The organism is Bartonella sp. AP19HLJMH (genome assembly GCF_042196245.1).
Classification (GTDB): domain Bacteria; phylum Pseudomonadota; class Alphaproteobacteria; order Rhizobiales; family Rhizobiaceae; genus Bartonella.
In genome coordinates, this window is record NZ_JBHIPX010000002.1 from 244,897 (window position 1) to 270,218 (window position 25,322).

The following is a 25,322-nucleotide window of genomic DNA, read 5'->3' on the forward strand; positions in this document are numbered from 1 at the left end:
AAAACTAAGTCTATATACCGCCATTTATCATAAAGTTAATAAGTTATACAAAATGCGGGAGTATTGTGTTTTTCTGTTTAGAGACGAGTTAAAAAACACCTTATTAAACATTAAGAGATTTCAGATATAAAACAATTTAACTTATGGAAAGTATATAGACAAAATGTATCTTGATAAAAAAGTTTATAACTCCATGTGGTCTTCAAAGAAATTGCTCGCCATTACTCAACAGAAAAACATATAATAAGAACTTCTCAACCCAGTTATTGGTATAGAAATAATCCAGAAATTAGAGATTACTTAGATAATGGAAAAGCAATTGATCCGTTGCTTTTAGCACTCTTATCAGCGACAGATAGACGCAAATATACGCTTGAAATTATTGAACCTTCCTTAACGTCATCGCAAAATTTATTAATTAGCGATCGATATGTTTATTCTAGTCTTGCTTATTTTTATGCTCAAGAGCTTTCTGTTGAAAGTGTCGTTAAATTAAATCAATCTATTCCAAGACCTCATATTACATTTTATTTTCATTTACCGCCCATTACTATACTGGAACGGTTGCAGAAAAGGGATGGTTTAAACTTAAAATACGAAGAAAAACTCTCTTTTATTGAAAAAATTTACAAAGTATACAAAGTTTTATCGGAAATAGATGAGCGGTTTATAACAATTGATGGAACTACTCCTGTTTCTTTAATTCATCATCAAATACGACATCATATAGATAAGTTTTTTTGATTATGAATAAAATCATTTATTAATCAATTTATCCACGATAAATCCTCCTTTATGTATTCTTACTCTAAATCTGAAACTTTAGAGATGTGATTGCAATAATTTAACTGCTCAGGAAAAATATCACGTTATATATTTTAATTAGAAAACTAACTGTAATGGGCTTGTTTTAAAAGATTTAGAGAAGGGGAGTAGAAAAGTTAGCAATATTTATTGTGAGGATAATAGTATGTTTATTCTTTTAGAGACGAAGTGTGGTGATAGAAGAACGACATGGAGGAATATACTCGAGCATATTTTAGTGCACAGAATAATAAGGACAATAATGTGAGTGAAGCTTCCATACCGTAAAATTGTTTCACATATGTATAAAGGTGTAGCTTCTGAATAAAACGCACATAAAATATTAATTTTGTTTTTGTCCATAAATGTTCCGTTTTCATAGAAGAATTAATCATAAAACAGCACAAAGATTGTAAAAGCCTCAAAAAAGAAATTTTGCTTTCTTAAATTTAATGATCTAAAATAAAAATTGTAAGAATGCCTGTTTTTAAACAGGATGTATTATGCATATCGACTGGTATTCATTTTAGAGGATAATTTATGTTCACTTCAAATTTGAAGGAACGCATTGCTTTATTTGAAAATAGAACTTTTCTCTATTTTACTTTGAGCGGCTTATTTGCTACATTTGGAAGTGGACTAAATTATATTACATTGTCATGGCTCGCTTACAATCAGACGGGCTCAATCCGTGGTGTAGCGTTGATGATGCTTTTTCTTTGGACGCCTGGCATTATTTTTGCGCCTATTTTTGGCATATTGGCAGATAAATATAACCGTAAAACGCAGATTATTATTTCAAATCTTGTGAGAGGTTTGGTAATCGTGGGCTGGGTAATGCTTTGGCATTTTGGTATAGAAATTGAATTGATGGTCTTATCTGCTCTTTTGGGTATTTTTATTCCTTTTTATATGCCATCAGCTATTTCTTTAATTCAAAGTATTGTGCTGAAGGAACAGCTCATCAATGCAAATGCGACCATCGATATGGTTTATGAACTTGGCACTATCGTAGGTATGGGCTTAAGTGGATTTATACTATCCTATGCAGGAACAAAAGGAACTCTTCTAATAGGTGGTATATTCTTTATCCTTGCTGGTTTATTTAATTTTGCAATGAAGGTACCTAAAAACCGAAAATCTAAAAATCAAAACCAGCAAAATTGGTGGGAAAATTATACAGCATCCCTTCATTATTTTAAACAGAATCCGGCTCTTTTTGTACCTTATATAAGCCAGATGATTATTATGACTCTTTTGATGACCATTCCTGTTATTCTCGTTCCTTATATACAAGAGGTTTTACATGCGGATAGCAGGATCTTTGCAATATTTGAGGTGCTTTATTCTATGGGCGTATTGACAGGTGCGTTTTTTTCACCACTTCTTTGTAAAGTTTTATCTATCAGGAAAACATTAGCCATTTTATTAGCTTTTATGGCTATTGGCCTCGCTATTTTATCTGTTAATACACACAATTTTGTTGTTTTTCCTGTTTACTTTATGATTGGATTTGGACTTTCGAGTTGGGCTCTTTCGATTTCTTTATCACAACTCTCTTGTGATCCTGAATACCAAGGAAGATTGCAGGCAAGTTTTAATGGTATCTCTGGATGCTTGATCCTCGGAGTCTATCTCATCATGGCAAGCGATAACAGTAACATATCACCTCAATCGATATATTTTTTTCAAAGCATTGTTGCGTTTGTTGGAATACTCATAGTGCTGTTTTATAAACATGAAAAACAATAAATTACATTTAAGTGTGGACAACATACGCTATTTTATAAATATTTACGCTGCAGTACATTTCACATTTTGCTTTTAAAGGAGAGTTGAGAAAATGTAAAAGTTGGTGCTTAATGAACAAAGCATAAATTGATGTATGCTAGAGAATACTCTCTATTTTTTGATAATGATCTAAAAGAATTGATGCGTTTCTTTAATTCATCTCACTGTTGTTAAGAAGACGAAAACGTAACACTTTAAATCTTCTTGAAAGTTTTTTGTCTAAGCGTAGCAGAAAGTAAAGCGATGAGGTAATATCGTATCATATGGGGAGATTATTGTATTATTTTTGTTTTTCAAAATCCATATGAAAAATTGTATCAATTTCATCTTCATTGGAATGAGTATTTCTACGACGATGCAAGGTTTGCACAATCTCTTTTTTTAAAACAGCATCTGTTTCACTTAAACGGTGAATACTGAGTTCCAATTCAAGAGATAACGCCAAATCCACGCACAGTTTAAGCTCTTCTCCAATGTCGAAACCGCGTTGATAGTCGTCATAAAGACCAACCAGTGTATCAGATAATTCTTTATCGCATAAAGAGGTCATGCTTAATTCCTCAACGTTGCGGGTTTCCATGCAGCTTTTTTAAGTATCACTCCACTATCATCACTTAAAATTGCCATGTATACGAACCTCATGGTTTTGTCAATTTTCTGCAAAATACGCGCTTTTAAATCAAAGCCTATTAAAGATTTTATTACTCCAAGATTTTGAAGCGCCCAATTGTAAATATGGATGGCAATGTGTTTACTATAGAATTTATAGCATTTAAAATACATTGCCAAAAGGCTTTTAATATGCGTAGAGGAAGAGTATTCTGACGATAAACCAAACACCCTGAAATCTCTATTGCCAGTTACAGCTAAATCAGTGCTATTAATATATAAAATAAGCAAACAGGGTTTGTAAACGTCTAACTTTTTAATAACGAGTGATAATCTCATTTTTTGTAGAATACCAATTATTTTGCCTATTTTATATTGATTTTTAGACATTGATAAACTTTTTACCTTATAAAAACCTATGGGAAATGCATTAGCATATTTTTGTAATAAGATTTCAGTGGTATATTACACAGCATGAAATGAAGAGAATCGTATTAGGCTTTTTGCTTTTGAAAGAATATGACTGCAACTTTTGAGAAAGCAGTTGGCAAGAATTGGCTTGGCATGCAAACTGATAGAGTTGGCAGTGGCGCATTTAGTTTTTTCATTGGCCTGTGTCCAAATGTTTTTGACTCTGGAAAATAGCCTCTGATAGGCTTGAGTTTTTCCAAGGTTATATTACAGGGGCGCAGCTCAGAGAAATACCACGGCGATTGCATTTTTGTAATTGTCATAATTTTCGCTCCTGCTTGAATGGATGCTGTAACATCCGTTTTTGTGGGGTTATGTATGTGATAACTGCTCTTCTTAAGGGGCAGTAATGATAGATGTAAATCAATATAATTATTTAGTCAACAATTATATTGATTTTGGAGTGTTTTTTTTGGCTCGTCCGGAAGCAAAACCTAAAACTGAGTTGGCAAAACGTTTTCGTAAAGTGCGTCACGCTCTTGGTTTTACAGAGCGTAAGCAGTTTGCTGAACATCTTGGTATCACTGCTGGCTCTATAGGAACTTATGAAACTGGTATAAGTGAGCCTACAGCCTCTGCGCTCTCCAAATATCAAGAAATTTGTGGTGTTTCATTAGATTGGCTAGTAACGGGAAATGGCGAGATGTTTTCAGATGTGGCAAAGGCGAAAGCAGCTGGTTTTAAACCGCAGGCGATTCCTACTGGGCTGATGAAAAAGCTGGGACATTTAGTTTATACGACCTATCATGATGCAAAAATAACACTTTCTCCTGAAGATGTTGCGGAATTAGCAGCAGAGCTTTATGGAAGATTGCAAGAGCTTATTCAAAACCTCAATGATATAGAAGAAGTCGAAGCCACTTTGCCACTTTTAAAATTACATTTAAAGCGTAAAATCGAAACTGAAAAGCACATCTAGAATTTCATAAGATACGAATGAACAGCCTTTAAAAAAATAAAACTTTTTTGATTTTCTGCTGTATAACCAAGTTTGGAATGTGAAAATCTCACGATTTTCGAGTCTCTTATTCGATCTGAAAAACGAGAAACTATCATTATAAATCAATATATTTCTCTGATTAAAGATAAAATGGTTCATAAAAAGAATGACGAGTAGTGATACAAACAAAATTTCTTCAAAAAGAAGCTAATATAGTGCCATTCCTGAAATATTTGTTGGTTGAAGAAAAGATACGGACAACAGTGAAAATACAATGACGATGTTTTGTTCCTATAGAAGGGTAACAGATATATAAGAGAGAAGAACGAAAGACTATTTATAGGCGCGCTTTTGTCTTTTTATGAAGATGATAAGATGAGCACGTTAAAACTTTTTACAGAGCGTGCATCATTATATTTAAGACAGATTTCTTTCAAAGAGATGTATAATATATTGAAACAGTTTACCTCGCAACAAAAAGTGAGATTATCATGATAATCGTCATTATTACATTATGCTATAAGTTAAAAAATCATAAATTTGTGCTTATAAGAACAGCTAATTTATTGAGAAGTATTTTTATAAATTTATAAAAAATAATTTTTACACTCTTGCCATTCTTCTGATGCGCTTTATTTGAAAAGTAGAATTGCTCTTTAGTGAAACTATTTTTGTTAAGAGATAAATCGCAGTATTTTTGAATGGAGATAACAGTATATTTTCAAAGTTTTGTGTTTTTATTTATTTTTTAGCTTGAATCCCTCTAGCTAAAAGGGTTGGGGACTTTTCTAGATTCGATGTTGTTGCAGAGATTTTAGGTCGATGTCGGATAAGTATCGGTATCGTAGGGGGGGAGTTTTGTCTTGATTTATTGGTTTTTGAAATGCGCAAACTAAGGGTTTTGCCATGTGTGTTTTCGCGCGTTGTGATGATGTTGAACTCTGTAGGAGGAGATTCTTATGAAAAAAAAATATTCCACACCAAATTTAATTAAAGTTGTCTCTCTTAGTACGGTAATGGCCACACTCTTATCGAGTGTTTCTCCTGTTTTTGCTGCGAATCTCTCAATAACAGGACAGACAGTTAGGAGCACAAATGGTGGTAATGTCATGTATCCACATGGTAGTCATGGTAGTGTTGTGTTGGCTGGTGATGATGATTTCTGTGGTGTAGACAACGTTATTGGTCGTGGCGGCAAACAACAACAAGGAATTGCTGATAGTCAACGAATAACCGCAGAGCAACAATATGAGAGATTTATTGGTGAGAAAGTTTTTGGAGGTCGTAGTCCTTACGGCACGACCACTGAACAGGTTAATTGGGCGGGTGATGGATACACGAGTAGCGCTAATGGTAGAGTTTTAGGTGGTTATATGGGGACACCGACTGGTGGTATCGTTAATGCAATGCCTGAGGCTTATGGTGTTTATTCTTTTGCAACGGGTTGTGGATCTGCAGCGACGGGTAATTATTCAACCGTATTTGGTGCAGGTGCGACAGCAAAGGCAGGGGGTGCACAAGCTTTTGGTGTTTCCGCACTTGCAAGTGGTATAGCAAGTGTTGCTATGGGTGTAGGCTCAGAAGCATCGGGCAAATCTTCAGTTTCTATTGGAGGGCTTGCAACTGCATTAGGTACAAATAGCATTGCTTTAGGTACAAAGGTAAAGGCAGAAAAGAGTTATACGATTGCTATAGGTACAGATGCTGAAGCTAAAGCTTCAGGTGCTATTGCAATAGGGGGCAGGCGCTCTGACAGAACCGAAGAAAATGATCCTAACAGAAAAGTAATCGCGAATGCTGAAAATGCGATTGCTATAGGCACGCAAGCTTATGCTGAAAAAGAAGATTCGGTTGCCATTGGTGTAAATTCGCAAGTGCTTGTTAAAGATGGTGTTGCTGTAGGTGGTGGGGCTATCTCTGATAGAAACAAGAATGTTGCTGGTTATGATCCTGCAACAGGTAAAGGGACAACAAAAACCAGTATAGCATGGAAGAGCACCACAGGCGCTTTTAGCGTTGGTGAAGTTGGTGGTCGTGGTAATGGTACGCTAACACGACAAATTACAGGGGTTGCAGCTGGAAGTGAAGATACTGATGCGGTAAACGTGGCGCAACTAAAAGCTATGAAAGATATCATAGCAGGGGGAGGGGGGTGGAAACTTTCTGCTAACGATACCGATCCGACAGATGTGAATTCAGGCAATACCGTAGATTTTTCAGTGAAAAGTGAAAAAGAAGCGGGAAAAGACAACTTAAAGATTGCAAAAAACACTGCAGATAATAAGCATAAAATTGAATTTACTTTAAATGATCATCTTAAATTGACGCAAGTCACCACAGGCCAAAGCACGATGAGTGATGATGGCTTTTTTGTTAACGGTGAAAGCGGCTCACGCATGACTGTAGACGGCTTTTTTATTAATGGTAATGATGGTCCAAGCATGACTATTGATGGTATTGATGCAGCCAAGCAAAAGATCACAAACGTAGCAGATGGGTCTGAACCTAACGATGCAGTGAATTATAAACAGTTGCAAGAGGTGAAAAACGCGAACAAAACGAGTTGGCAGCTTGCTGTTAACGGTGGAAATGCTACGGCTATTGGTCCAAATGGTACAGTAAATTTTCAGTCAGTTGACAATAAAGGTACAAAAAATATCAAGATCGAAAAAGATAATGATCACAATGTCACATTTGATCTAGCTGATGATATTCAGGTAATGACTGTCACAGCAGGAGACAGCATTATGGATGCTGCTGGCTTTAGATTTGACGGTGATGAGGGGCCGAGCATAACTGTTAATGGCATTCATGCTGGTAATAAAACGATTAAAGGGGTAGCGGCAGGGGAAGAAGATACTGATGCTGTAAATTATAAGCAGTTGACGGAGGTAAGAACACTTGCTGAAGCAGGCTGGAAACTTTCTGTTGATGGGAACAATGCTACAGATGTTAAAGCTGGGAGTACAGTAGATCTTGTTGCGGATGCGGGTGAGGACGGAAGCAAAAATATAAAAATTGCAAAAGACAGTAATAAAGTTACATTTTCTTTGAATGATAACCTTAAGCTTACGAGTGTCACGACAGGCAACAGCATTATGAGTGATGAGGGCTTTAAGTTTATTGATGGTAATGGACCAAGCATAACTTTGAATGGTATTAATGCTGGTGATAAAAAAATTACAGGAGTAGCTAAGGCAGAAGGCAATACTGATGCTGTAAATTATGAACAGCTGAAAGAGGTAAGGACACTTGCAGAAAATGGCTGGAAACTTTCTGTTGATGGTAACAATGCTACAGATGTTAAAGCTGGGAGTACAGTAGATTTTGTTGCTGGTGAAAATGAAGATGGTAGCAAAAATATAAAGATTGCAAAAGACAGTAATAAAGTTACATTTTCTTTGAATGATACTCTTAAGCTCACGAGTGTCACGACAGGCAACAGCATTATGAGCAACGATGGCTTTAAGTTTGTTGATGGTGGTCCAAGCATAACTGTGAAAGGTATTGATGCTGGTGGCAAAAAGATTACAAAAGTGAAAGCTGGTACTGATGATACTGATGCAGTAAATTATAAACAGCTGAAAGACTTTACAGCGGGGATGGAAACGGGCTGGAAACTTGCTGTTGAAGATGAAGAAGCTACAGATGTTGAAGCAGGAAGTACAGTAAAGTTTGTTGCAGTTAAGCAGAAGGACGATGATAATAATGAGAGTGAGAACACAAATATAAAAATTACCAGAGGTGATAACAATGAAGTGAAGTTTGATTTAAGCGAATATATTAAAGTTGGTCGTGTAGAAACAGGGGACAGCAGAATGAGTAATGCCGGTTTCATGATCAAAGATGGCCCAAGAATGACCAAGGGTGGTATTCATGCCGCCAATACAAAAATTACAGGAGTCGCAGATGGTAGCAATGAGCATGATGCTGTTAATCTTTCACAATTATATAAAATGAAGTTTGAGATAGAAGACAATAGTCTTGTTAAATGGAGTAAAAGTAAAAAAAATATTACCATTGGTGCTGAAAAAGAAGGTATCGAAATCAATATTGCGAACTCTGAAGGCAAGGATCGAATTATTTCTGGCGTTGCAGTTGGAAAAGTCAGTTCCGATTCAACAGAAGCAATAAATGGCCATCAGCTGTTTAGTTATATTACTAATATAGTGGATTTTTTTGGTGGTAAGGAGACAGATATACTTAATGGTATCAAACCAACTTTTATGGTTCAGAATACAAAACACGACAATGTAACGGATGCTTTCGCTGCTGTTGATACTTCTATCACAGATATTTATAGTCAGATTAATAATGTAACAGAAAATAGTCTTGTTAAATGGAAAGAAGATCAGAAGCTTATCACTATTGGTGCTGAAAAAGGCGGTACGAAAATTGATATCACAGGTACTGAGGGAGAGCGAACCATTACAGGTGTAAAAAATGGTGAAATTTCCAAAGACTCCATGGAAGCTGTAAATGGTAGTCAAATTAATACAATAGCTGGAGATGTTGCAAAATTCTTTGGTGGTGGTACTTCATTTGAAAATGGTGTTTTTGTTGGACCACAGTATAATTTATCTACGGTTTCTGCAGATGGTAAGGTAGAACAGAAAACCTTTGAAAATGTTGGTGATGCTTTGACTGGGCTTGATGCGAATGTCAAAAATGTGAATAGTCGTTTAACACATGTAGTCAATAATTTTACTGAGGAAATTCAGGGTCTCTCTAAAGATGCTTTATTGTGGAGCAGTTCTGAGAGTGCATTTGTTGCACTTCATGAAAAAGATGGACAGAAGACAGATAGTAAGATTAAGTTCCTTGCGGATGGCGATATTTCAGGAGATTCAACAGATGCAATAAATGGTTCTCAACTTTATAAGATGGGCGATAAGATTGCGAATTATTTTGGCGGTGGTGCTCGCTATGAGAATGGAGAGTGGATAGATCCTACTTTCAAAGTTTCTCAGCGTAATGAGGATGGCACTATTGTTGAGAAAAAGCATCATAATGTCGCTGATGCTTTTGAAGGTGTCAATAATTCTATTACGGATATCTATAATCAGATTAACAATGTAACAGAAAATAGCCTTGTAAAGCAGGAGGGAGAAGATGGTCTTATTACTGTGGGTAAAGCAACTGGTGGTACTGAAATCAGCCTTGTAAATAAAGATAATCAAGAAAGAACACTTTCCGGTGTGAAAGATGGAGAACTTTCTCAAACATCAACGCAAGCGGTAAATGGTTCACAGCTTTTTGCTACGGATAAGAAGGTTACAACTGTTACTGACAATCTTAAAACAGTCGCTCAAAATACATCGAAATATTTTGGGGGTAGTACAGATGTACTGAATGGTGTAGAACCAGCTTTCCTTATTCAGGGGAAGACCTATCATAATGTTACGGAAGCGTTTACAGGTGTTAATACTTCTATCACAAATATTGATAATAAGATTTCCGATGTGGTAAAAAATAGTCTTGTTAAGCAAGATGGAGGTGCATCAGGTATTATTACTATTGGTAAGGATACCGCTGGTACTGAGATCAATATTGCAGGTGTTGGTGGTTCAGGACGTAAAATTTCTGGCGTGCGGGAGGCAGAAAATGGTGATGAAGCTGTTAACAAAGACCAACTTGATAAAAGCATAGATAAGATTTCTAAAGATATTGAGACAGTAACTGCTGCTGCGGTTCTCTATGATAAGAATGACGATAATAGTGTTAATTATGGTAGTGTAACTTTGGGCGGCGATAAGAACAACGGACCAGTTGCTCTTCATAACGTAAAAGATGGTAGCATTTCTGAAAATTCCAACGATGCAATCAATGGTAGTCAGATTAATAAAATATCAGCAGATATTGCAAAGTTTTTTGGCGGTGGTGCAAAGTTCATTAACGGTGCTTTTGAAGGGCTGAAATATACTTTATCCGCTATTGTAGGTGGTGAAGTAGGGAAGGCTAATTTTTACAATGTTGGTGATGCTTTAACAGGTCTTGATAATAATGTTCAAGATGTGAATCAACGCTTAACGAATGTATCCAATGAGTTTAATCAGAAAATTGAAAATTTCTCTAAAGATGCTTTACTGTGGGATGATGAGGAAGAAGCATTTGTAGCACGTCATGAAAAAGATGGCAAGAAAACAAACAGCAAATTGAAGTATCTTTTAGATGGTGAGATTGCTCAAGGTTCAACAGATGCCATTACGGGCAACCAACTTTATTCCATGAATAACCAACTTGCGAATTATTTCGGTGGCGGTGCCAAATATGAGAATGGCAAATGGACAGATCCTACTTTTAAGATTGTTCAAGTCAATGCTGATGGTACGACTGTTGAGACAGAGCATCATAATGTCGCTGATGCTTTTGGTGACGTCAATAAAAATATGTCAAATATTAATAACCGTATTGATGATGTCATCAACAAGGTCGATTCAGATGCTTTAAAGTGGAATGATAAAGAAAAAGCCTATGATGCTGGTCGCGATGGAAAGCCGAATAAAATTATCAATGTAGCTGATGGTAAAGTTGAAAAAGGCTCGAAAGATGCCGTCAATGGTGGGCAACTTTGGGAAACCAATGAACGTGTCACTGGTGTCGAAAAAGATGTGAAGCATCTTACCAACAGAGTTGATACCATTTCCAATACGATTGCTGATATTGGTGATACAGTTATCAATATTGATGCCAAAGTTGATAACATCAATAATAGAGTTGACGGCATTGAAGAGGATGCTGTTCGTTATGATAGAGATGAAAACGGCAAAAAAACCAATAAAATCACATTAGCGGGGGGGGATGCCAGTGAACCTGTTCTGATTGATAATGTAGCTGATGGTAAAATTGAAAAAGGCTCGAAAGAGGCTGTAAATGGTGGTCAACTTCATGATTATACTAAAGAACAGATGAAGATTATTCTTGATGAATCCAAGCAGTATACAGATCAACGGGTTAATAATATTGTGATTGATGCGATTGATGATGCTGTTGATCGGGCTAAGCAATATACAGATATGAAGTTTGATATTTTAAACTATAGTATTGAGAGTGTGAAAAAAGAGGCAAGACAAGCAGCGGCTATTGGTCTTGCAGTGTCTAACTTACGCTACAATGATACACCTGGAAAATTAAGCGTTGGATTTGGTACTGGTTTATGGCGTAGTCAGTCTGCATTTGCCTTTGGTGCAGGTTACACCTCAGAAAATGGAAAATACCGCTCTAACATATCCGCAACAACTTCTGGAGGTCACTGGGGTGTAGGTGCGGGATTCAATATGACATTGAATTGATAATAAACAAAATACATAAAAATTCCTTTTCACCCCTGTCTCATGAGGCAGGGGTGAATTGTTGTTACGTATGTAAAAAAAAATATATATAAATTGATAAGCGCTAACGATAAATACAGGTTTAAAAAACAGAAAAACCGGACGCTTTCAACAAAATGAACTTCTTATTTCAAAATAAGATAATGAGTTTTTTCATAAATTATAAGTTTATTATTTTCTTCTTTAATTTTTAAATCTGAAAAATCTGTAGCACTCTACAGATAAAAAACCTTTTGCTCTCTACAAATCTATTAAAAAGCTTTTAAGACAAAAATCTCCATTCAAATGTATTTCAACTTTACTGGAAGAAGCTATAAAACAATATGCTAAATTAACTCTACCCCTTGCAAAAAACAACCAATAAGTTTAAAGGTTTAAAAAAAACCAATCACCACAAAAAAATTACTTTCTTAGGAAATGTAAAAGAGCAAAACGCATTAACCATAAAACCTAAAACACAACTTCTCTATCTTTTCAGTCAGGTACTAAATTTTTGAATACGTTTAGAAAAACCAATTTTAGGGGACCTAATAGCGTTTAAATGTGTCTTTTTTGTGTTTATAGTTATTTCTTTCATTGGGGAGTTCATTATGAAAAAATTATATACAAAATTAGCAGGGAGCAGTTTAAAATTTTCTCGTTTTCCTTTTATTAAAGTCCTATCCTTGACTTCAATAGCGGCACTTTTAGCCAGTGTTTTCCCTGTTTTTTCGAATGATTTGGATTCTTCTAGTTCATCACAGGAAAATTATTTAACAGCGCTGAATGTTGCTTTGACATCCAAGGTAAGTGCTGCTGATGACTATGAAAATTTTTTAACCAAAACTCTTACTGGTGTAAGTGATTATAGTCCTATAGTGAATGTTTTGGCAGAAACCAGCGATTCGATACGTTCAATTGATATGAATGCTGGAAGTAAAAAAATAACAAGAGCAGCTTTAACTCCAGGAGTTGTAAAGGGAGATCAGATAACTAGCAGTCAGGATTTGGGTAATTCTCTTATTTATGGTGAACGAGCTCAGGGAGAAGCGCATGATGCTATTGTTTCCGGGCAGGTAGCGCAGACGAAGGCTGACCAAGGGATTGCTATCGGCTTAACTGCTTTAGCTGGTAGTAGTAGAAATACTAAAAATAGCATTGCAATCGGCTCTTCTCTAACCGATAGTTCTGATGAAAAAGAGAGAACAGTTTCATTTGGTGATTATAGTAAGGGTATAACCAGACAAATTACAGGCGTAGCAGCTGGTTCTAATGTTACCGATGCAGTGAACCTTAGACAGTTGCAGGACTTAGAACAAGTTGTAAGACAAAACGGTTGGAAATTCTCTGTTGGAGATAAAAATGCTACAACCGTTTTTATGGATAGCGCGGTAGATTTTTCCGCAGGAAGTAGCAACCTAAATATTACAAAGGGCGAAGATAACAATAAAGTAAAATTTGATCTGGCTCAAGACATTACGTTAACAAGCTTAAAAGCAGGTACAAATACCTTCGATGCCACGGGCTTAGTAATTACTGATGGTCCGAAAATAACCACCGGTGGTATTGATGCTGGAAATAAAAAGGTAATGGGTGTTACATTTGGTGATCTTAGTGCAGATTCACAAGAGGCGGTAAATGGTAGTCAGTTGAATGTTGTAGCTACCCATATAGCTGGATATTTAGGCGGTGGTGTTAAATTTACGAATGGTCAATGGGATAATCCAGAGTTCAAAATTAAAACTTTAAATCCTGAGACGAATGAGATGGAAGAAGAAAGTTTTCCAAATGTAGCCAAAGCCTTTGAGGGTGTGGGTAAGTCTTATGTAAATCTTCACAATGAGATTAAAAAAGCTGCCGATGATAGTGTCTTTAAATGGCATGCCGAAACGGAGAGCATTACAATTGCTGCCAGTGAGGGAAAAGGTGGGCAAGAAAGTATTGCTATAGGTAAGCTTTCAAGTGCAACTGCTAACAATGGTATTGCATTAGGTGGTTCTGCAAATGTATCTGGTGAAAATAGTATTGCATTAGGTGGTTTTGCAAATGCATCTGGTGAAAATAGTATTGCATTAGGTGGACTTTCAGCTGCAACAGCTAAAAATAGTATGGCATTAGGTTCAAATGTACAAGTACTTCCTGAGGGTGGTGTTGCTGTGGGTTATAAATCTGTTTCTCGTAACTCAGTGTCCGCAGTTGGCTATGATCCTTCCATAGGGAGCCAGTCAACGGATGATGGTGTGATATGGAAGAGCACTCAAGGAGCTTTTAGTGTTGGTGATACTCCGAATAAGATAACACGACAGCTTACAGGTGTGGCAGCGGGTTATGCAGACACTGATGCCGTCAACATTGCACAGCTGAAAAAATTAAGAGAATTTGTAGCACAAGGGTGGACACTTTCTCTTAATGATAAGGCTGTTTCAAACTTTCAGCCGGGTGATATATTAAATTTGGTTTCTGGAAGCAAAAACTTTGAGATTAAAAATAGTGATACAACAGACAATAAAGACAAAAAAATAACATTTGATTTGGCACAAGATGTCACATTGAACAGTGTAAAATTAAAAGACATCACTTTAGATAAAACGGGCTTAACTATTGAAAATGGTCCCAAAGTAATAGCGGATGGTATTGATGCTGCAGGTAAAAAAATAACAGGTCTTGCGGGTGGAGATCTTAGCACAAATTCGACAGATGCCGTTAATGGTGGCCAGCTTCATACAATCACTGGGGATTTATCAAAAATTTTAGGTGGAGATGTATCCTTTGATGGAAAAAACTTTAAAGTACCAGAGTATAAATTATCGAATATTGATGAAAAAGGTGTTGTAACAGATAAACCGCATACCGATGTTGGTTCTGCCTTTAAAGGACTTGATGACAATATCAAGAATGTGAATGCTCGCATTAAGAAAGTCTCAGAAGGAGTTGCACAAGATTCTTTATCTTGGAGCGATGCTGACAAAGCTTTTGTCGCTCAGCATGGGGAAGGTGATGACAGAAAGGCAAGTAAAATCACATCGCTTGCTGTAGGAGATATTACGAAAGAATCGATGGATGCCGTAAATGGTTCTCAACTTTATTCACTGGGCGATAAGGTTGCAAAATATTTTTCTGATGATGCTGAATATAAGGATGGGGAATTGAAAGTTCCTGATTTTAAGCTAAAAATTATCAATGATGATGGCACTGAAGCTGAATCAAGCTATAAGAATGTATCAGATGCATTTTCAGGTGTGGGTAAACTTTTCACAAAGGTTCAAACTGCGATCAGCGATGTAATCAGTAATTTGCTTGTTACGAAAAATGAAGGTATTATCAACATTGGTAAAGGAGTAGAAGGTAGTGAAATCAATATCGCAAACAAGGGTGGTAAGGATCGAACTCTTTCTGGTGTAAAGGCAGCAGAAAAAGCCAATGAAGCTGTGAACAAAGAACAATTTGATAAAGGTTTGAAGGATCTTTCTGATACCCTTCTGTCGGATAGTTCTTCTGTTGTTCTTTACGATAAAACAACAGATAATCAAACTGATTATACAAATGTAACTTTTGGGAAAGGGAAGGATGCTACACCTGTTGCGCTCCATAATGTAGCCGCCGGATCGATTGCGGAAAACTCAACGGATGTTATCAATGGAGGACAGGTTCACATTCTTTCAATGGATATAGCAAAATTGTTGGGTGGAGATGCTGAATTTAAGGATGGTGCTTTTAAAGGGCCAACTTATAATTTATCCAGTATTGATAAAGGTGGTGAAGTAACAGATAAACCGCATACCGATGTTGGTTCTGCCTTTAAAGGGCTTGATGAGAATATCAAGAATGTGAACGCTCGCATTAAGGAGGTCTCAGAGGGAGTTGCACAAGATTCTTTATCTTGGAGCGATGGTGACAAAGCTTTTGTCGCTCTGCATGGGGAAGGTGAAGACAGAAAAGCAAGCAAGATCACATCACTTGCGGCTGGCTCTATAGTATCAGGCTCGAGTGATGCGGTTAATGGTGGACAGATTTATGATCTGAATCAGTCGCTAGCAAAGTATTTTGGTGGTGATGCTAAGTATGATGGTGATGGCTGGGTCCTTCCAGGTTTCAAGATAATGACTTTCCAAGAAGATGGAAGCTTTGTAGAGGAGGATTATGATAGCATTGCAGCCGCGTTTGCCGGTGTAAATAAGGTTTTCAAGAATCTTCATAATGAGATTTCAGACAACATTGAGCAAAATGCGTTGTTGTGGAGTGATGATGCAGGTGCGTTTGTAGCACAGCATGAGGAAGAAGGTAAAAAGGAAAACAGCAAGATCACGTTCCTTGCAAAAGGAAAGATATCAGAAGATTCGACTGATGCGATTAATGGTGGTCAGATTTATACTCTTCAACAGACATTTGCCTCATATTTTGGTGGAGGAGCTGGTTATGATAAGGAAGGAAACTGGCAAGGACCAAAATTCACCGTTCAGGTCTTTAATAAGGATGGTACGAAAGGTGATAAAGAGGAGCGTAATAATGTCTCTGAAGCATTTGATGTTGTTAATGACAGCATGAGCACTATCAACGATCGTATAAAAGAAGTTGAAAAAGGTACCTCTTCGAATAGTCTGAATTGGAATGAAGAAAAAGGAAGCTATGATGCGTCTCATGTTGATGCTCAGGGTGTTAAGAGTCCAAGTAAGATTATCAATGTAGAGGATGGCAAGGTAGACAGAGATTCAAAAGAAGCTGTGAATGGAGGACAGCTTTGGGAAACTCAGCAGATGATTACAGATCAGGTCAAGGATATTGAAAATAAAGTTACGGAGGGATCTGTACAATACGATAAAGATAAAAAAACGGGCAAAAAGACCAATAAGGTTAGCTTAGTTGGTGGAGATGAAAGTTCTCCAGTATTAATAGCCAATGTAGCCGATGGAAAGATTGAAAAGGATTCGAAAGAAGCGATTAATGGCGGTCAATTAAAAGATAAGATAGATTTTGTGCTTGAAAGTGCCAATAAGTATACGGATGAGAAAATTTCTCATCTTGTAAAAGATGGAGTTAATGAGGCTAATTCGTATACGGATATGAAGTTTTCGACATTAAGTTATGCTGTTGAGGATGTTCGAAAAGAGGCAAGACAAGCAGCAGCTGTTGGTTTAGCGGTAGCTGGTTTACGCTATAGTGATATTCCTGGAAAATTAACAATCGCATTTGGTAGTGGTTTATGGCGTAGTCAATCTGCTTTTGCTTTTGGTGCAGGTTATACTTCAGAGAACGGTGATATTGGTTCCAACTTGTCAATTACCACTTCTGGAGGTCACTGGGGTATAAGTACAGGGGTTAATGTGATACTCAACTAATAAACGACTAAATCCATAAAATTGATTTGCCTTTTTCTTATTTAAGAAAAGGGCAAATTTTTTACTTTCTTCCAGAACTCTCTAAAGCTATTCTAAATGTATAAAACTCCCGTAATTATATAAAATCCGAATATAAAAAGCTTATTACAACTTTTGTTGAGAATAAAAGAGCTTAGTGGTAAAGATTCAAAAAATTGATTGCTATTATTTTTATTTGTTAAAATGCTTCACGCAATGTAAATACGAATATACCCTTTATTAAAAGAAGACAGTTTTAGCTTTTATTTTCGTATAGTTTTAAACGTATGCTTTATAATGCAACGCTCTACAGATATGCAACGTACTCCAAACACAAGTATTGCTTTAGGGTAGTGGAGCGCAAACGGAAAAAGAATGGAGCGTTGCTGTAGGCAATATGGCTCATGTTTTAGAGAAAAGCAGTGTCGCAGTAGGTGGTGAATATAATAAGAAGAGCGAACACGGGGAAAATGATTATACTCTTTCGAAGAGTGATTATTCAACAGTAGTAGCAGCTGTTTCTAAAGCTTTAGAATATGGTTCGATTGCTCTTGGTCACTCCGTACATAAGCATTTGCTCAAGAAGCTATTTCTATGGGCTTCTATTCAAAAGCAAAAGGGGTTGGAAGTATCGCTTTAGGTTCCTATTCTAAAGTGATGGTTGATGGGGGGCTATCGGGAACAGCTCTGTGTCTGGTAGGACTGCTGGCGTTTTTGGGGATACGTCTGTTCTGCAAGGACTGGCTAAAAACACCTAATCTCAATGGAAAAGTACGAAAGTTTCAGTAAGTATTGGTGTTCCTAGTAAGAACATAACGCGACAAATTATAGGCGTAGCAGCTGATAGCAAATCTGCCGATGCAGTGAACCTGAGACAGTTGCAAGATTTAGAAGAAGTCGTAAGAAAAAAGGGTGGAAACTGTCTATTTCTGGTGAGGCAGCTAAAGATATGGGTGCTAGATAGTACAATGAATTTTTCATCGGGAGGAAGTAACTTCAGGGTTGAAAGAGATAAGGACGATGAAAATAAGCTCATATTTGGTTTGGCTAATGATATAGCATTGAAAAGCATAACATTAGGAGAGAAAACAAAAGTCGATGCAACAGGCTTAGTAATTACTGATGTCCCGCAAATAACCACCGGTAGTATTAATGCGGCAAGTAAAAAAGTAACAAATGTTGAAAAGGAACTAGCAATACTGATGCAGTGAATTTTTCACAACTGAAGGGAATAAAAGAACAAGTAGCAGTGAGTATTTTTGTAAAACAGGATACAGCAACGAGACACATTACCATTAGTAAGGATATAGATGGGGCATTTTAGTAAAAAGCTTTCATAAATCCCCTTATGAAATAAAAAAATCTTATTCACGAAAAATAAACTAATGCTTAAACGGATGATCAATAGGCACAAAAAATTATACCTCTTTCAAAGAGATCAAAGCTAAAAACGACACACAACCTTTGATAGAAAAACGAAATCCATTCTAATATTAAGTATTTTTTTACCTTCCTCAAATTGACTTTCACGAACCTACCCCTAATTACCCTCTAAAGACACTGTAGAAACAACAGTTTATGTCTTAATTTTATTTATGTCCTAAAACACGCTGTAAAAGCAGGAACACGCAAAGGAAATAAGAAAGCTTTAGAGTTCTAGAGCATACATTTTTTGTGTTTTTAATCTATTATTATGAAGGGGGTATTATGAAAAAATTATATACTACACAAAATCTGCGTGATTTGAGTTTTTCTCGCTCACATCGTCGATCATCATTGTTTAAAGTAGCTTCGTTGGGAACTGCGGTTGCCTTGTTTTTATCGAATGCTGCTCCTGTTTTTTCAGCAAATCTCGATTTAACAAAGGCATCTCTTGAAAATGTGAAGAATGCCGCTGTAGTTTATCCGCAAAGTACTATTTCTGCGTATGATGATTATAACAGTGGTATAGATGGTTATAATTCTGTAATAAATGTTTTAACAGTCGACGGAAGATTTGCATGGGAAGATGCGCAAAACATCTTCACAGTGAATAGCACGCTCGTTCCTGATTCAAAAAGGGATAAGAAGGCTAAAAAAGCTGTTGTTTTAGATCCAGAGAAATATAGGGCAAAAGAGAAAAGTTTTGCCATAAACTCTATGGCTCGCACTTCAGGGCTAGACGGTATTGCGATAGGTTCCGTATATGATAATCAAGATAGCATTGAGGAATATACATTCGCGAATGGTTACTCCTCAAAAGTGAGGGCTGATCGTAATGGAGCTATTGTTATAGATAAGAATGCTGAAACGCGTGCGGCTGAAACACGGGCGTATGGCAATGTTGTTCTTGGGGACGGTTCTGCGACTACATCGCTTGCTGGCGCTGACGGTTACAGTCCTATCGAGCTAAGCGAAAAAAATAAAAACAGTGAGGTATGGAAAGGTACTGCAAATGCAGCGACTATTGGTGATTATAAAAATAAGGTAACACGCCAGCTTGAAGGAGTGGCTGCTGGTAGTTATTCTACTGATGCTGTTAATGTTGCACAGCTAAAAGCGTTAAAAACTTATGTAGACCAAGGTTGGCAGCTGTCTATTGGAGGTAAAAATGCCACAACGATTGGTATAAAGAGTACGGTAGATTTGTCGGCTGAAAGTAACAACCTTAAGATCACAAAAGGTGCGGAAAACAATAATGTAACATTTGATCTAGCTAACAATATTACAGTGGAACGAGTTACCGCTGGGAGAAGCTCTATAAGTGATGATGGCATTCTGTTTGCTGATGGCGCTCGTATAACTGTGGATGGTATTGATGCTGGCAATCAGCAGATTACAGGAGTGGCAGCTGGGGAAGAACCTGATGATGCAGTGAATTTTGCGCAGCTACAAGAGATAAAAAATCAAATAGCAGCAAATAGTCTTGTTAAGCAAGATGGTGGAGAAGAAGGTCGTATCACCATTGGTATAGAAACAGGTGGTTCTGAAATCAATGTTGCAAACAAATCGGGTGAAGATAGGATAATTTCCGGTGTGAAGGCTGCTGTAAACAATAACGACGCTGTTAATAAACAACAGCTCGATGGTCAGATTGCAGATGTTGTTGACACTATAAAAAGCAATAGCCTTGTTAAGCGAGAAGAAGAGACAAATCGTATCATCATCGGTAAGGAAATAGAAGGCACAGAGATTAATATTGCAAACAAATCAGGTGATGCTCGTGCAATTTCCGGTGTGAAAGAAGCAGTTAAGGATGATGAAGCCGTTAATAAAAAACAACTTGATGGTGAAATTGCAGATATCACGGACAGTATTAAGGTCATTAAAGAAGCAAATAACTTTGCGGTTCTTTATGATAAAAATGCAGATGGCACCATTAATTATAATAGCGTGACTTTGGGTGGTGATAAGACTACGGCACCAGTTTCTCTCCATAATGTACAAGCTGGTACAATTGCAAAAGGGTCGAATGATGCAATTAATGGTAGCCAGATTGAAAAAATATCTGGAGATATAGCAGGTATTTTTGGTGGTGATGCGGACTTTCACGACGGTATCTTGTTTGGTCCGCACTATCATTTATCGCACATTTCTGAAGATGGTGCAGCAGTAACTAAGGACCATAATAATGTTGGTACAGCTTTGACAGGGCTTGATGAGAATATAAACAATGTGAATGGTCGCTTAACACATGTAGCTAATGAGTTCACTCAGAAAATTGAGGGTGTTTCTAAAGATTCTCTATTGTGGAGTAATGATGAGCAGGCATTTTTGGCACAGTATGGAGAAAACAAAGAAAACAACAAAATTAAATTTCTTGCCAATGGAGATATTGCTGAAGATTCAACCGATGCAGTGAATGGTTCGCAGCTCTTTGCTACTAATCAGAATGTTACCACTGTTACGAATGATCTAGCAAAAATTTCTCAAAATACATCTAAATATTTTGGTGGTGGTGCAGATATATCTAACGGTAAGGCTCCCACTTACACTATTCAGGGTAAGCCACATAATGATTTTGAATCTACTTTTAATGCTGTTGATACTTCTATCACGAATATCCAAAATCAAATCACTAATGCAGCAAAGAATAGCCTTGTTAAGCAGGAAGGAGATGCAGGTACTATTACCATTGGTGTGATAACGGGGGGGACAGAAATTAATGTTGCAAACAAATCTGGTGATGCTCGTACAATTTCTGGTGTAAAAGCTGCAGAGCGAAATGATGAAGCTGTTAACAAAGCCCAGCTTGATAAAAGTATCGAGAAGATTTCTAATGATATTAATCTTACAAGTGCTGCTGCAGTTCTTTATGATAAAGAAAACGGTACCGTTAATTATGGTAGCGTAACTTTAGGTGGGATGGATAACCAAGTCCCTGTTGCTCTACATAATGTTAAAGATGGGAAAATTGCTGAAGATTCGCATGATGCGATCAATGGGAACCAAATTAATAAAATATCTGGAGATATAGCAAATTATTTTGGTGGTGGTGCCTCGTTCGAAAATGGTGCTTTTAAAGGACCAAACTATAGTTTATCTGTTATTGTTGAAGATGGTCAGGTGGCAAAAGCCAATTATCATGATGTTGGCTCAGCTTTGAGTGGTCTCGATGCAAATGTGAAGAGTGTGAATAGTCATCTCACGAATGTGGTCAATAATTTTACACAACAAATCAATGATATTACACAAGAAGTCAAAGGGGATGCTTTGTTGTGGAGCAATGATGAGCAGGCATTTGTAGCACAGCATGGAGAGGAAAAAACCAATAGCAAAATTAAGTTTCTTGCTAATGGAGATATTTCTGCTAATTCAACCGATGCAGTAAATGGTTCGCAGCTCTTTGCTACTAATCAGAATGTTATCACTGTTACAAATAATCTGACAACAATTGCTAAAAATATATCAAAGTATTTTGGTGGAGGTGCAGATGTATCTAACGGTAAAGCACCAACTTACACAATTCAGGGTAATTCTCATAATGATGTTGGTTCTGCTTTTAATGCTGTTGATACTTCTATCACGAATATCCAAAATCAGATTACGAATGCGACAAAAAATAGCCTTGTTAAGCAGGAAGGAGATGCAGGTACTATTACCATTGGTGTGACAACAGGGGGTACAGAAATTAATGTTGCAAACAAATCTGGTGAAGCTCGTACAATTTCTGGTGTAAAAGCTGCAGAGCGAAATGATGAAGCTGTTAACAAAGCTCAGCTTGATAAAAGTATAGAGAAGATTTCTAATGATATTAATCTTACAAGTGCTGCTGCAGTTCTCTATGATAAAGAAAAAGATACCGTTAATTATAATAGCATAACTTTGGGTGGTGATAAGACTACAGCACCCGTTTCCCTCCATAATGTTAAAGATGGGAAAATTGCTGAAGATTCGCATGATGCGATCAATGGTAGGCAGATTGAAAAAATATCTGGAGATGTAGCAAACATTTTGGGTGGGAATGCGGAATTTAGCGACGGTATTTTGTTCGGTCCGCTCTATCATTTATCGCGCATTTCTGAAGATGGCGTAGCAGTATCTAAAGACCATAATAATGTTGGTGACGCTTTGACAGGGCTTGATGACGATATCAACAATGTGAATAGCCGCTTAACACATGTAACAAATGAATTTACTCAGAAAATTGAGGGTGTTTCTAAAGATTCTCTATTGTGGAGCAATGATGAGCAGGCATTTGTAGCACAGCATGGAGAGGAAAAAACCAATAGCAAAATTAAGTTTCTTGCTAATGGAGATATTTCTGCTAATTCAACCGATGCAGTAAATGGTTCGCAGCTCTTTGCTACTAATCAGAATGTTATCACTGTTACAAATAATCTGACAACAATTGCTAAAAATATATCAAAGTATTTTGGTGGAGGTGCAGATGTATCTAACGGTAAAGCACCAACTTACACAATTCAGGGTAATTCTCATAATGATGTTGGTTCTGCTTTTAATGCTGTTGATACTTCTATCACGAATATCCAAAATCAGATTACGAATGCGACAAAAAATAGCCTTGTTAAGCAGGAAGGAGATGCAGGTACTATTACCATTGGTGTGACAACAGGGGGTACAGAAATTAATGTTGCAAACAAATCTGGTGAAGCTCGTACAATTTCTGGTGTAAAAGCTGCAGAGCGAAATGATGAAGCTGTTAACAAAGCTCAGCTTGATAAAAGTATAGAGAAGATTTCTAATGATATTAATCTTACAAGTGCTGCTGCAGTTCTTTATGATAAAGAAAACGGTACCGTTAATTATGGTAGCGTAACTTTAGGTGGGATGGATAACCAAGTCCCTGTTGCTCTACATAATGTTAAAGATGGGAAAATTGCTGAAGATTCGCATGATGCGATCAATGGGAACCAAATTAATAAAATATCTGGAGATATAGCAAATTATTTTGGTGGTGGTGCCTCGTTCGAAAATGGTGCTTTTAAAGGACCAAACTATAGTTTATCTGTTATTGTTGAAGATGGTCAGGTGGCAAAAGCCAATTATCATGATGTTGGCTCAGCTTTGAGTGGTCTCGATGCAAATGTGAAGAGTGTGAATAGTCATCTCACGAATGTGGTCAATAATTTTACACAACAAATCAATGATATTACACAAGAAGTCAAAGGGGATGCTTTGTTGTGGAGTAATGATGAGCAGGCATTTGTAGCACAGCATGGAGCAGACAAAGAAAATAGCAAAATTAAGTTTCTTGCTAATGGAGATATTTCTGCTAACTCAACCGATGCTATAAATGGTTCGCAACTTTATTTGATGAGTAATCAGCTTGCTGCATATTTTGGTGGTGGCGCTGGCTATAATAATGGAGAATGGACTGCTCCTACTTTCAAGATAGCACAATTCAAGGCTGACGGGAGCTCTGGTGAAAAGAAGGATTATCATAACGTTGCCAGTGCTTTTGACGGCGTAAGTGAGAGTATGTCTAAGATAAACGACCGTATTCAAAGTGTTGAAAACAATGTCTCGTCCAATGGTTTAAATTGGAATGAGCAGAAAAAAGCTTATGACGCTAGCCATGATGGTCAACCAAGTAAGATTATCAATGTAGCAGATGGTAAAATTGCAGAAGGTTCAAAAGATGCAGTCAATGGTGGACAGCTTTGGGAAACCAACGAACGTATCACTGGCGTTGAAAAAGATATTAAGCATATTGAAAACAGAGTCGACAATATTTCCACTACGGTTACGAATATTGGTGAAACGGTTTTCAATATTGAAGACAGAGTTGATAATATTGAGAACACGGTTAATAATCTTTCTGATGGTGCAGTTAACTATGATAAAGATGCTGATGGTAAAAAAACCAATAAGATCACTCTAAAAGGTGGCAACGAAAGTGAACCTGTTATGATTGATAATGTTGCCAATGGTCGCATTGAACAAGATTCGAAAGAAGCTGTGAATGGTGGTCAACTGCATGATTACACTCAGCAACAGATGAAAATTGTTCTCGATGATGCAAAAAAATATACGGATAGTCGGGTGGATAATATTGTTATTAATGCCATTGATGATGCTGTTGATCGGTCTGACCGATATACAGATATGAAGTTTAATATTTTAAGTTATGATATTAAGAGCGTACGCAAAGAGGCAAGGCAAGCAGCCGCCGTTGGTCTAGCAGTATCCAACCTACGTTACTTCGACGAGCCAGGATCTTTGAGTGTCTCATTTGGTAGCGGCGCATGGCGTGGGCAATCCGCATTTGCTCTTGGTGCTGGTTATACATCTGAAAACGGAAAAATCCGCTCTAATCTCTCTGCCACGAGTGCTGGTGGTCATTGGGGAATAGGTGGTGCAATTACTCTGAAAATAAAATAATACGAACAACGAAAATAGAACAAAACATCCACCCTTATTTATTGAAATAAGGGTGGATATTTTTTTTACAGACGCACAGTATTTATCTAGAGATAAGCATAATATTTGATGAGGCTATAAACTGTGAGGTTTTATAGAAGATTTTTCTATATTTTGTTGAAAAAAGATCACAGTAGAATCCATATTGCTAAAAAGTTATATTTTTATGTTGCTATTTTC

The 25,322-nt window shown here is 37.0% G+C and carries 12 protein-coding genes; 9 read left to right on the forward strand and 3 right to left on the reverse strand.

Annotated features, from left to right (window positions below; genetic code table 11):
• Positions 1-195 precede the first annotated feature (195 nt).
• A complete protein-coding gene (gene tmk, locus ACFINR_RS02485) occupies positions 196-744 on the forward strand; it encodes a dTMP kinase (RefSeq protein ID WP_375652416.1) in 549 nt (182 codons plus the stop codon).
• Positions 745-1,344: 600 nt separating this feature from the next.
• Complete coding sequence (locus ACFINR_RS02490) at positions 1,345-2,556, forward strand: MFS transporter (RefSeq protein ID WP_375652417.1); 1,212 nt, start codon at positions 1,345-1,347, stop codon at positions 2,554-2,556.
• Positions 2,557-2,875: 319 nt separating this feature from the next.
• Here the strand turns inward: ACFINR_RS02490 and ACFINR_RS02495 are convergent, their stop codons facing one another.
• The 3 genes from ACFINR_RS02495 to ACFINR_RS02505 all read right to left on the reverse strand — a co-directional run bounded on the left by ACFINR_RS02495 (position 2,876) and on the right by ACFINR_RS02505 (position 3,938).
• A complete protein-coding gene (locus tag ACFINR_RS02495) occupies positions 2,876-3,145 on the reverse strand; it encodes a hypothetical protein (protein ID WP_012754562.1) in 270 nt (89 codons plus the stop codon).
• A gap of 2 nt (positions 3,146-3,147) precedes the next feature.
• Entirely contained in the window at positions 3,148-3,594 is a 447-nt protein-coding gene (locus ACFINR_RS02500) for a hypothetical protein (protein WP_375612874.1), read from the reverse strand.
• 104 nt (positions 3,595-3,698) lie between these two features.
• On the reverse strand, positions 3,699-3,938 hold the full coding sequence (locus tag ACFINR_RS02505; protein ID WP_375612875.1) for a hypothetical protein: 240 nt from the start codon (positions 3,936-3,938) through the stop codon (positions 3,699-3,701).
• A gap of 149 nt (positions 3,939-4,087) precedes the next feature.
• Between ACFINR_RS02505 and ACFINR_RS02510 the strand changes: the two genes are divergently transcribed.
• From ACFINR_RS02510 to ACFINR_RS02540, 7 genes are all read left to right on the forward strand, one after another.
• A complete protein-coding gene (locus tag ACFINR_RS02510; RefSeq protein ID WP_375610047.1) occupies positions 4,088-4,594 on the forward strand; it encodes a helix-turn-helix domain-containing protein in 507 nt (168 codons plus the stop codon).
• 980 nt (positions 4,595-5,574) lie between these two features.
• Positions 5,575-11,907: a Vomp family autotransporter gene (locus ACFINR_RS02515; protein ID WP_375652418.1), complete on the forward strand. Its 6,333-nt coding sequence runs from the start codon at positions 5,575-5,577 to the stop codon at positions 11,905-11,907.
• 629 nt (positions 11,908-12,536) lie between these two features.
• Positions 12,537-17,261, forward strand: a complete 4,725-nt coding sequence (locus ACFINR_RS02520) for a YadA-like family protein (RefSeq protein WP_375652420.1) — start codon at positions 12,537-12,539, stop codon at positions 17,259-17,261.
• 415 nt (positions 17,262-17,676) lie between these two features.
• On the forward strand, positions 17,677-17,919 hold the full coding sequence (locus tag ACFINR_RS02525) for a hypothetical protein (RefSeq protein ID WP_375612878.1): 243 nt from the start codon (positions 17,677-17,679) through the stop codon (positions 17,917-17,919).
• A gap of 238 nt (positions 17,920-18,157) precedes the next feature.
• The gene (locus ACFINR_RS02530; protein ID WP_375652421.1) at positions 18,158-18,490 is read left to right on the forward strand and encodes a hypothetical protein; all 333 of its coding nucleotides are present in this window, start codon (positions 18,158-18,160) and stop codon (positions 18,488-18,490) included.
• Positions 18,487-18,603, forward strand: coding sequence for a hypothetical protein (locus tag ACFINR_RS02535; protein WP_375652423.1), 117 nt, complete (start codon positions 18,487-18,489; stop codon positions 18,601-18,603). The genes ACFINR_RS02530 and ACFINR_RS02535 overlap by 4 nt, the downstream gene beginning before the upstream one ends.
• A 383-nt stretch (positions 18,604-18,986) precedes the next feature.
• The gene (locus ACFINR_RS02540; RefSeq protein ID WP_375652424.1) at positions 18,987-25,103 is read left to right on the forward strand and encodes a Vomp family autotransporter; all 6,117 of its coding nucleotides are present in this window, start codon (positions 18,987-18,989) and stop codon (positions 25,101-25,103) included.
• Positions 25,104-25,322 lie beyond the last annotated feature (219 nt).